The sequence below is a fragment of the Nostoc sp. genome (assembly GCF_035638895.1).
Lineage (GTDB): Bacteria > Cyanobacteriota > Cyanobacteriia > Cyanobacteriales > Nostocaceae > Nostoc.
Window position 1 is genome coordinate 37,260 of sequence record NZ_DASQZC010000101.1, and the last position, 10,461, is coordinate 47,720.

9 protein-coding genes and 1 pseudogene are annotated in these 10,461 nt (G+C 44.2%); 2 read left to right on the forward strand and 8 right to left on the reverse strand.

Going from position 1 to position 10,461, the window contains the following annotated elements; translation table 11 throughout:
* Positions 1 to 133: 133 nt before the first annotated feature.
* Positions 134 to 3,118 (reverse strand): L-glutamate gamma-semialdehyde dehydrogenase, encoded by a 2,985-nt coding sequence (gene pruA / locus VE944_RS04675; RefSeq protein WP_324972993.1) that lies wholly within the window; start codon positions 3,116 to 3,118, stop codon positions 134 to 136.
* Positions 3,119 to 3,423: 305 nt separating this feature from the next.
* On the opposite strand from pruA, the gene VE944_RS04680 reads away from it, so the two are divergent.
* The gene (locus tag VE944_RS04680) at positions 3,424 to 4,074 is read left to right on the forward strand and encodes an HD domain-containing protein (protein WP_324972996.1); all 651 of its coding nucleotides are present in this window, start codon (positions 3,424 to 3,426) and stop codon (positions 4,072 to 4,074) included.
* Positions 4,075 to 4,076: 2 nt separating this feature from the next.
* Here the strand turns inward: VE944_RS04680 and VE944_RS04685 are convergent, their stop codons facing one another.
* The 7 genes and pseudogenes from VE944_RS04685 to VE944_RS04715 all read right to left on the reverse strand — a co-directional run bounded on the left by VE944_RS04685 (position 4,077) and on the right by VE944_RS04715 (position 9,516).
* A complete protein-coding gene (locus tag VE944_RS04685) occupies positions 4,077 to 4,805 on the reverse strand; it encodes a HEAT repeat domain-containing protein (RefSeq protein WP_324972997.1) in 729 nt (242 codons plus the stop codon).
* A 170-nt stretch (positions 4,806 to 4,975) separates the two neighbouring features.
* Positions 4,976 to 5,818, reverse strand: coding sequence for a HEAT repeat domain-containing protein (locus VE944_RS04690; RefSeq protein ID WP_324973000.1), 843 nt, complete (start codon positions 5,816 to 5,818; stop codon positions 4,976 to 4,978).
* 28 nt (positions 5,819 to 5,846) lie between these two features.
* Positions 5,847 to 6,056: pseudogene (locus VE944_RS04695) on the reverse strand (phycobilisome linker polypeptide); the annotation flags it as partial.
* Between the two features lie 82 nt (positions 6,057 to 6,138).
* The gene (locus tag VE944_RS04700; RefSeq protein WP_324973004.1) at positions 6,139 to 7,008 is read right to left on the reverse strand and encodes a phycobilisome linker polypeptide; all 870 of its coding nucleotides are present in this window, start codon (positions 7,006 to 7,008) and stop codon (positions 6,139 to 6,141) included.
* Positions 7,009 to 7,124: 116 nt separating this feature from the next.
* Positions 7,125 to 7,937 carry a phycobilisome linker polypeptide gene (locus VE944_RS04705; RefSeq protein WP_324973007.1) on the reverse strand — a complete coding sequence of 271 codons (813 nt, stop codon included), beginning with the start codon at positions 7,935 to 7,937 and terminating at the stop codon, positions 7,125 to 7,127.
* Between the two features lie 485 nt (positions 7,938 to 8,422).
* Positions 8,423 to 8,911 carry a phycocyanin subunit alpha gene (gene cpcA, locus VE944_RS04710; RefSeq protein WP_190729705.1) on the reverse strand — a complete coding sequence of 163 codons (489 nt, stop codon included), beginning with the start codon at positions 8,909 to 8,911 and terminating at the stop codon, positions 8,423 to 8,425.
* 83 nt (positions 8,912 to 8,994) lie between these two features.
* The gene (locus tag VE944_RS04715) at positions 8,995 to 9,516 is read right to left on the reverse strand and encodes a phycocyanin subunit beta (protein ID WP_229556349.1); all 522 of its coding nucleotides are present in this window, start codon (positions 9,514 to 9,516) and stop codon (positions 8,995 to 8,997) included.
* 750 nt (positions 9,517 to 10,266) lie between these two features.
* Between VE944_RS04715 and VE944_RS04720 the strand changes: the two genes are divergently transcribed.
* Positions 10,267 to 10,461 (forward strand): hypothetical protein (locus VE944_RS04720; RefSeq protein ID WP_324973014.1); only part of this gene is annotated, 195 nt, incomplete at its 3' end.

A 10,461-nucleotide genomic window follows, 5' to 3' on the forward strand; every position in this document is an offset into this window, starting at 1 on the left:
TTAAGTCCCCAGCAAGACAGGTAGCAGGTTTTGTGTTGGGGTTAAATCCCCATCACAAAACGTAATTGCGTTCGCTTCTAGCGTCTGTCTGCGACACGCTGCGCGAACGTAGAGAGCATCATTGCGAATTAGTTCACTCAGCACCTTCGATTGGTGCAAAACCTTGGCGTTGAATATTTTCTGTCACCGCGCGTGGTTCGAGGAATTGCAAGAGGTAATCAGGGCCGCCTGCTTTAGAACCGACTCCAGAAAGTTTGAATCCACCAAAGGGTTGCCGCCCCACGATCGCTCCTGTAATATTGCGGTTGATGTACAAATTCCCGACTTCAAATTCTGTCTGCGCCTGCTGAATGTGCGAAGGTGTTCTAGAATAAAGTCCTCCAGTTAAGGCGTAGTTTGTACCGTTGGCAACTGCTAACGCTTCCTGGAAATCTTTCACTCTAATTACCGCCAGCACAGGGCCAAAAATTTCTTCCTGGGAAATTACCGCATTTGGCGATACTTCACTAAAGATCACAGGCCCGATAAAATATCCTTGTTCGGGTGCTGGTAATTCCAAGGCTAATTGTGCTTCTGCCTTACCCTTCTCAATATACTCGCGGATGCGATCGCGGGCATTAGCATCAATCACTGGCCCAACTTGTGTACTTGGTAACTCTGCTTCCCCAATGTTCAAGGATTTTGTTGCTTCTACCAACCGTTGCACAAAGGCATCATAAATCGGTTGCAGCACAATCACCCTGGAAGCAGCAGAACATTTTTGTCCACTGTAACCAAATGCCGACTGCACTACCCCCACAACAGCTTGGTCTAAATCAGCACTTTCATCTACAATAATGGCATTCTTGCCACCCATTTCAGCAATCACCCGTTTCATGTGCTTTTGTCCGGGTTTTAAGATTGCCGCTTCTGCGTAAATTCTACAGCCGACTTCTTGGGAACCCGTAAAAGCAATTACATGAGTATCTGGATGATTTACCAAATAAGCGCCGACTTGCGAACCTTTGCCAGGTACGTATTGAAATACACCTTTGGGAAAACCAGCATCCACCAAAATTTCTGTGAGTTTTGCTGCAATTACAGAAGATGTTTCGGCAGGTTTCAGGAGAGTACAATTGCCTGAAACCAAAGCTGCGACAGTCATTCCGCAAGCGATCGCTAGCGGGAAATTCCAGGGAGAAATTACTACAACAATCCCGCGTGGCTGGTAGATATAATGATTAGTTTCACCGGGTATGTCGTAATTCACACCTTTATCTAACCGTTCTATTTCATCAGCGTAGTACCGACAGAAATCTATCGCTTCCGAAACCTCTCCATCAGCTTCCTTAACTGGTTTCCCAACTTCCAAAACTATCCAAGCTGAAAGTTCAGCGCGGCGGAGTTCCATTAAATCACCGGCTTTCCGCAAAATATCAGCGCGTTGTTTAGCTGGTGTTTTCCTCCAACCAGGAAAGGCAGCTTTGGCAGCTTGCATCGCCTGTTCTGCTTGTTCAACGCTAATTAACCCAACCTTACCAACTACCTCACTGAAATTAGAAGGATTGAGAGAATCAACAAATTCCGGCGGATTAACATACTCGCCATTAATTAGGGGTAAATAAGTTTTACCCAACTGTTGGCGAACGCTTTGGAAAGCTTGCGCCGCCTTCGTTCTTACCTCTTCTTCAGCATAATCGGTATCAGCAGCACCGAGAAAATGAGAGTTAGGAATGGAGTTAGGAGTTAAAGAGTTATTTTCCTCTTTGACACTCGGCGGCGCTAATAATTCTTCAATCGGTCGATTTTCGAGATTTTGCCGTAAAAAAGAACTATTAGCTGTATTTTCTAACAATCGACGAATTAAATACGCCATTCCAGGTAATAATTCACCGTAAGGACAGTAAACTCTCACCCGATAACCCTTGTCAACCAACGCCTTGGCAACTTTATCACCCATGCCGTAGAGGACTTGTAATTCAAAGCGACGGCGGGGAACATTTAAACTTTCAGCTATGGCAATGGCGCGAGAGTGCGATCGCACGTTATGGCTACCAATGGCAGAATACACATATTGATGATTTTCTAGCAACAATTGAGTGATGGTTTCAAAGTTAGCATCAGTTGCCGCTTTGTCGTTGTAAACTGGCTGTGGCCAATGCTTCTGTGCTGCTTTGATAGTTTCCTGATCCCAGTATGCGCCTTTTACCAAGCGGATTGTCAGGGGATAGCCACGTTCTTTCAACCAAGAAATTACGTCTTTAGTATCTTGCTCGCTATCACGCAGATATGCTTGAATTGTTATGCCAACATCTGTGCGTTGCCGAAACTCTTCTTCTAAAAGCAGTTTTTTCAGGATGCTAAGAGTTATGTCTTTATAGGCATACTGTTCCATATCAAAATGGACAGCTGCGCCTAATTCTTTAGCACGACGTAAAAGAATCCGAATGCGATCGCTAACTCGCTCCTCGCTACCTTTAGCATCTAAAGGGTCAAATTGGGAATAAAACGCCGTTAACTTAACAGAAACCTGAACTTTTGGTATTGCTTCGCCATCAGCCTCATCAATAGCCCCAATAGCTGCCCAATTCTTCGATGCTTCCACCAATTGTTGCATTAATTCTAGATAGCGTTCTAGATAAGACTGCGCTTCGGCTTCGGTAATTACTGCTTCACCAAGTAAATCGATGGTGAAAGCCATTTTCTCTCTTCGTAGTCGTTCAACTGTTTTGATGACTTGTTTAATATTTTCCCCAGAAATATATTTATGAGCAAGAGTTTCAACGGCTGTACCAACGGTTGTAGCAGCAACTTGTCCTGGCATCGAGTCGGGATTAGCAAAGTTTAGCATTCCCTTCAAAGCTGCCGGCAATTCTACAGACTCATCGCCTAAATATTCTTGTAAATGTGAGGCAATTTCTGATTTACTGTGTAAAGCAGGTAGCGTATCTATAAACCGAAATAGTTGCACCCGCAACCCAGGATTACTCATCGCCCAAGCTAGTAATTTATCATCCCAGCGCATTTGATCCCGCAGGGAAGAAAAAAACGAACGATTTTCCTGCGTTGCTGCTAGAAGTTGTTTAGCAATTTCTTGGGTTTTAGCTTCGTAGGTGCTTGTCTGTACTTGTAATACCACTGATAATAAACTCCTTAATTAAGGCAAGGCTTTTTGTACAAAGCCTATGTCTTCTATTTTGACGCTTTCATATATCTAGTGGGGAGTGGGGAGTGGGGAAGCAGGGGGAGCAGGGGAAGCAGGGGAAGCAGAGGAGAAAAATTAATAACCAATGCTCAATGCCCAATGACTAATGACTAATGGCCAATTCCCAATTCAATCACCTACAAGTGTTATCCTTTTGTTGATCTATTTCTACTTTGATTAATAGATGTTGCAACACAAGAGATTAGCTCAGTCATCCTAAGAGTGTGGATATTATGTTTATGCCTACAGAAAACCTCACGCATATCTTATTTTCTAACTGGCAACACACACTCCAACCCTTTGGTGTTGACCAGGTAGCGGCTGAGAAAGCTTTTAATGACTTGATTGCAGCTTACTCTACCCCTGGTCGCTACTACCATACACTCAAACACATTGATCGCGTCTTCAAAACAATTCAGATTTTGCAAGGCTACACCACCAATCTAGCTGCTGTTCAACTAGCTGCCTGGTTTCATGATGTAGTATATGACACTCAAGCTCAAGATAATGAACAACGAAGTGCAGACTATGCTTTTGATCTGCTGAGTAATTTGGGTATTCCAGAAAGTACCATAACTATTGTCACTCGTATAATTCTGAATACTAAAGACCACCAAGCTGCGGTGGATGACTATGATAGCCAAGTTCTGCTTGATGCGGATTTAGCGATTTTGGCTACTAACCAAGTGCAGTATGGAGAATACGCCCATGCCATTCGCCAGGAATATGGCTGGATGGCAGAGGCGGATTATATCATAGGTCGTCAGCAGGTTTTAAAAAGATTTTTGCAGCGATCGCATATCTACTTTACGCCTTTAATGTCAGAGTTCGCCGAACCATGTGCCCGTGGGAATATCCAGGGGGAAATTCAGTCTTTATTGTCTGATTAGTTTTACCGTCTGCTATCGCCACGATGAGCTATTTCAGTGTCTTGTAGCTTTATTCTAGGTGCAAAGACTTCTTGATGTTGTTGCGGCTGTTGCGGCTGAATTTTTTCCTGTGCAAACTTTACACGGGTGCGAACTCCAAGATCAACATCTGTATTGAGCATGTGCTGAAGTTGATTTGTAATCCGCGACGCTTGATCGGGTAAAGTGACTGCTATGGCAATGGCTAGTGTTTCTAAACTTGTCACTGCTGCATAGCGCACTATCCACTCTGGATCTTGAGAAATTAGTAATAGCGCCTCTAATACCTGAGTCTGAAGAGATTCTAGTTTCTCAGGGGGTACTTGCTGCCAGCGCAAAGTGCCTAATCCCCTAGCAGCTGCCCGCCGCACACTTAGGGAAAAATCGGTCTTTGCTGCCTCTAACAAGGTATTGAGCGCCCGGACATCGCCAATTCCCGCTAAGGCACGAATAGCCCAGGCTCTAGCACCATAGTTGTAGCCATCAATTAGTTCTAATAGTGGCTGCACTGCGGCTTCCCCGATCGCAATCAGCCCATCTACCGCCGCCACTGCTGCCCCTGGATTGTTGTAGCCCAAAGCTGCAATTAGTGTAGGTACACCTTCTTCTATACCAGCTGCTGCTAACTCCTGAACTGCGTCTAATAACCGATCCGAGGAATCTGCTTCTTCTACAGCACGGATCAATATTTGGGCCAGATCGCTATTATTCATAATGATTTTTCATCAGTAATGAGTCGTCAGCCAATTGTAGCCTAAGCTATCCGTATTTGGCATCATACATAAACCCCCTAGCCCTGATTTTACAGTAAGCTTGGGGGTTTATGTGTAGTAAAGATTTGGTTGTAACGTATTAATAACAACTGATTATCTAGAATTTATCACTACAACAGCGAGTCCATCAAATTCATCACTTTAATCGCACCTTCTGAGAAAGTGCTTGGTGTTATGTGATTTACTTGATGTTCTAGTAACCCTTTAAGAGAAATTAGCTTGAGGCTATTTTCAGCAAGAGTCTGTGCGATCGCATCTGCTGCGGGTAGATATCCAATCGCTCCCAAATCTGCTAACACTGCTCGACGCAATTGCAATTTCTCTCCCGCCAGAGCTTGTACCAGCCGTTCTCCATAAACTGGTTCTTGGGTTAATTGATACATGGCTCGTGCGGCAGAATATTGCACCAATTCGATCGGATGCTCTAAGAATGCCTTTACCAAAGGGGCAAATTCAGTCGCCCTTAAGTTTCCCAAGGCTTCTAAGATGGCGTCGTAGGGTTGAGATAAATCAGGCTGTGATATGAGCTGCTCTCCCTGCAAACCTACTGCTAATAACTTGATTAGCGCCGGAATACAAACCGGATCGCCCAGCATCTCTAAGGATTGTGCCGCCGCTTCCCGCACATAAAAATCTGAGCAGTCTAAACACCTAATTAGAGGTGATACTGCCTGGCGATCGCCAAGTTTCCCTAAAGCTCTAGCTGCGTTTCGCCGCAGAGGATATCCGCCTTCTGGTGTCCTGTCGGCTTCATCCTCTAACGCTTTGATCAGTGCTGTAACCGCAGCTGGTTCACTTATACGAAACCTGCCCAACCACCAGGCAGCATAAAATCGCAGACCTAAATCTGCACTTTCAAGATTAGCGATCGCCTGCTCTACAGTTAAAGATCCACCGTCGGCATTGTCAACTGTCACTGACAAGTCTTTAATGTTCTCCAGACTGGGATTCATGGCTGTGTTCGCTATGTGTTGTATCAGCGTTCAATGGCTGAATGCTGACTATTTTGCCACCCAAGCGAGTAATGCGCTGCATTTCCTGATTCATTCGGTTCTCAGGCACTGTGATAAACACACTGCCACTAGAACGAATGGGATAGGCGACTTTTTCTGTTTCTTCGCTTTGGCGCAGACCGACTACTTCATAGCGGAAGGAGCGGTTACTATTTCTACCATTAATTTGTCCAAGCATAAATCAATTCCAAATTTATAAATTGAAGTTGTCATTAGCCCTTGGTCTGAAATTAATGACTAATGACTAATGACCAATAACACTAAAGTGGCTTCACACTGGCGATTTTACCACCTTGTTTTACCACTCTCTGGAAGTAAGCAGATAGCCCTTCATAGGGTAGAATAACAGCTTGATTGACCCGGCGTGTGCTAGGATATCCAGCTCCAAAAACGCCTGCCACTTCAATGCGGTATAGTCTGCCTTCTTGCCCGAAAGTTCCTGCACCACCGAAAGTACTGTTGGGGGTAACACCTTTTTCAGGAGCAACGTAGGAAAAGCCGGAAGGGCCACCAGATGGAGGAACAACAACAGATGCACTGTTGCGACCTAGTTCAACGGCAAGGCGAGAGGAATTGCCTCTAAGTTGGGAGGTATCGCTATTGGCATAGCCGCGATAAAGTTGGAATATCCGGCTAAATCCGACAGTTTTCTGACCTGTTTGGGTTTCAAAGCCGCGATAGAAAGGCACAATATTTTCACCAAAGCTACTTTGATATTCTGCCGAATCAATATAAGAATCAATATCGGCTTCATATCCCTTGGTTTGATATAAGTCTAGGTGATAGACCACCTCAGACTCATCATAGGGAGCGCGACCCAACAAATGTTTATAGTTCAGTTCAATGACGCGAGTTTGAAAACTGTTGTAGAAAAACTTGGATTTGTACAGTTCTGATTTAGCTACTTGACGCACAAACTCTTGTACTGTACTTTTTCCATCGCGCAGAATAGATTCAGCACTTGTGAGACGCTCAGATTTCATTAAGTAATCGTTGCCCAACAACTGACGATAGACGGCAGTAATTACTTGCTCTATGTCTTCTTTAGTTGCATTTGGGCGCAATTCTAGGGGAGCCTTATCACTAAAAGCTTCTGTTCCCAGACGGGATGCTGCTGTTGTAATAGCCATTGGTAATTTTCCTTTTGTAATTGGTAATTGGTAAGGGGAGTGGGGAGTGGGGAGTAGGGAGTGGTGATCGCTACTCCCTACTCCCTACTTCCTACTCCCCACCCCGATTCCCTAATTTATACGGCTGTGATGCTAATCACCTTGCTGCCCTTACGATTAAACTGCTGCAACTTGCTAGAAAGTTGTTCGTAGGGTACGAGAAATTCCGCACTACCCCGCCGCACTACAGATGAGTTTGGAGAAGCTGCTTGTAGTACCCTAATTCGGTATGTTTCTCCTCTCCCACCTGATGAGAGGCCCGTCAAGGCTCCTGTAGAGACTGGGTAGATAGGTGAAGCTAGATTCTTAGCTATTTCCCAAGTTAGGCGTCCTTGTTTTTGCCCTTGAGCGCGATCGCTATTGGCATAACCCCGATACAGTTGGAAAAGTCGGCTATAGCCAACGTTTTTCTGCCCTACTGGGCTATTAAAGCCACGATAGTATGGTACTATGCTTTCGCCAAAGCTTTCTTGATATTCTAGTGAGTCAATGTATGAGTTAATCTCAGCTTCATAACCTTGTGAGTTGTAAAGCTCAACGTGGTACGAAATCTCTGACTCATCTTCTGGGGCGCGACCCAATAAATGCTTATAATTCAACTCGATAAAGCGAGTTTGCGAGTTTGAATGGAAAAACTTATTCCGATAGAGTTCCGACTGAGCAATGGCTAGCACAAATCCCCTAACTGAAATCTCGCCTTGCTGCAATAGTGATTCAGCACTGACAAGACGCTCGGATTCCATTAGGTATTCATTACCCAAAACCTGACGGTAAGCTGCCCGGATGATCACTTCCACATCCGTTTGTGTTCTATCGGGATGTAGTTCTGCCAGTCCTGAGTTTTCAAAGGCTCCAATTCCTAGCCTTGTTGGTTGTCCCAAAGCTGCCATCTTTAAACCTCCTCAGTTTTAACTGGAAAACTGAAAACTTTTTAGAAAAATTTTTTTCTAGTCTTTTAAAAAGAAAGAATTTAGGAGCCAGGAGCCAGAATACCCTTTCAGGGAAGCAAGCTACAGAATTTAAATCTATGCGACACTTCTTTACCAGACGCTTTGCATAGCTTGCTTCCACGTTCGCGTAGCGTCCTGTATGGAAGTAGTACGACCAAGCTCAGTGTCCACTGGTGGATAACGCACTCTAAAAAAGTCCAGAAGCATCTGAATCAACGGTGAAACACCACCCTAAATATGCATTAGTAGTCAATTTTAGTAGTGGTGGGTCTGAATCCCACACTCAAAGATTTCTAAATTCTGTGTTCCTAATTCTGCATTCTTCTTTAACAGTCTTTTGAAAATAAAACTGCCCAGAAAGGTAAACCAACTCCTAGCTATTTGCCAACAGAGCTTGTTTTCCTTTCCGGGCTAAATACACTCTATTAGCTTAGAGCGTTAATTGCGTAGTCGATGTAGGAATTAGCTTCTACAGCAGGGTCGCCACTTAGACCGTGGTTAGCCTTGATGTACTTGAGAGCTTCAACGTACCAGCTGGGAGATAGATCAAAGGTGCGGTTGATTTCAGTCAAACCAGAAATCAAGAATTCATCCAATGGGCCTGTACCACCCACAACTAACGAATAGGTAACAATCCGCAGGTAGTAGCCGATGTCACGTGCACACTTTTCTTTACCAGTGTTGGTAGAAGCGAAGTTAGGGCCTTGTTGTTGAGTGGTGTAGGGGAACTTGTTGTACACCGCTTGAGCTGCGCCTTCTGTCAAACGTTGGGCATTAGCAGTCAAGCTTTTTGCTGCTTCCATGCTAGCAGGAGCTTGACGGAAACGACCAAAAGCAACTTGAAGTTCGGTGCTGGAAAGAAAGCGACCTTGAGAATCTGCGGTTGAAACGGCTTCGGTAAGAGGTGTCTTCATCGGTTTAGTATCTCCCTATTTACAATCTTGTTGAAATTTGTTTTGTCTAACTGACAGTTGTCAGTCAATAGTCTTAATCGGGTTTAGCTTACTGCTGAGGCTGCACGATCAAAGTAGCTAGCAACTTCAGATGCTATAGCGCTGCAATCGCCTCTGGTGATATTGTTGGGGTCGTTAACAAGAGCCAAAGCTGCGTCCTTCATCTTTTGTACGCCAGCTGCTACAGAACCACCAGGAACTCCTAGAGCCAAGTAGGTTTCGCGCAGACCGTTCAAACAACGATCATCTAATACACTTGCATCACCAGCAAAGATTGCGTATGTAACATAGCGTAAGATGATTTCCATGTCACGCAAGCAAGCAGCATTTCTACGGTTGGTGTAAGCATTACCACCAGGAGCAATCAACTGAGGTTGTTCTGCGAACAGAGCACGAGCTGCATTGGCAACAATTGCTGAGGAGTTGCTGGTAATCCGGTTTACGGTATCTGCACGCTTGTTGCCATCTTTAACTATGGCAGCTAGCGCGTCTAACTGAGCAGCGCTGAGATATTCACCGCGGGCATCAGCTTGGGTGATTACTTTTGCAAATGCATCTAAAACCATTGCTTTTGTCTCCTAGTTTGCTTGGTTAAAAATAATTGGAATCAAAACTGAATCGTTCAGTTTATTTTTGATGTCAGCAACTGCCTGACGAGTTACGAAAGGTTTAAAACAGACATCCACGGAATAAGTTTACGATCTCCAGGCTTTCAGATTAAAACTTTTGTTAAAAAACTTAAAACTTCTGTAAACGACTGGAAAACCTGATTAGATGTTGTTTTTTCCTTCTAAGTTATCTTTATACAATGCCGTAGGGTCATTATTTATTACAAATTATTGTTATGTTTGTTAATTTCATTTACATAACTTTACACTTTCCTGCAACCCAAAAGATGGGATAATCAATATTTGTGAAATCCGTTTAAGGGTACATAGGCGTGTCACGCCGCAGGCATTGCACATTTAAGTTCTGTATTATTGGCTACTTACTAGCGCGTGCCTTTGGCAGGGGCTATTTATACGTCTGCATTGCAGTCTATAGCGGTAGTTAACTATGCAATCGGCAGACTTAGGATTATTAGCCCGGCCGAAGCTTTAGATTTGCAATAGATATCTCCAGAAATTAATTATGCGTTGCTCCTACGGAGAAGCAAGCTACACGTAGCGTCTGTCTGCGACACGCTGCGCGAACGCAGAAAAGGGGCTGACCCTTGGCTTTTAGGATTTGGGTTGAATGGTAAATATGCTGAGAACAAAACCTCATTTAGTATCTTTATTTACAAAAACAGTGATATGAAGCACATGTGAATTTGGATGCGAAGTCTCTTAATTACGAATTACGTAGCTTGCTTCTCGCCCTTGGCGAGTATTACGAATTACGAATTACGAATTGGTATAAACCATCCAAACTCACACGTTACTCCTCAACCCCTAATCCCTATGCGTCGAACCAAAATCATTTGTACTGTTGGCCCAGCTACATCTGCACCCGAAAAGCTGCAAGCTTTA

What these genes read in the sequence shown, in the direction of transcription:
- VE944_RS04690 (WP_324973000.1), bottom strand. Translation starts at nt 5,818, where the DNA reads ATGAATCCCAGTCTGGAGAACATTAAAGACTTGTCAGTGACAGTTGAC.
- VE944_RS04680 (WP_324972996.1), top strand. Translation starts at nt 3,424, where the DNA reads ATGCCTACAGAAAACCTCACGCATATCTTATTTTCTAACTGGCAACAC.
- VE944_RS04705 (WP_324973007.1), bottom strand. Translation starts at nt 7,937, where the DNA reads ATGGCAGCTTTGGGACAACCAACAAGGCTAGGAATTGGAGCCTTTGAA.
- cpcA (WP_190729705.1), bottom strand. Translation starts at nt 8,911, where the DNA reads ATGAAGACACCTCTTACCGAAGCCGTTTCAACCGCAGATTCTCAAGGT.
- VE944_RS04685 (WP_324972997.1), bottom strand. Translation starts at nt 4,805, where the DNA reads ATGAATAATAGCGATCTGGCCCAAATATTGATCCGTGCTGTAGAAGAA.
- VE944_RS04700 (WP_324973004.1), bottom strand. Translation starts at nt 7,008, where the DNA reads ATGGCTATTACAACAGCAGCATCCCGTCTGGGAACAGAAGCTTTTAGT.
- VE944_RS04715 (WP_229556349.1), bottom strand. Translation starts at nt 9,516, where the DNA reads ATGGTTTTAGATGCATTTGCAAAAGTAATCACCCAAGCTGATGCCCGC.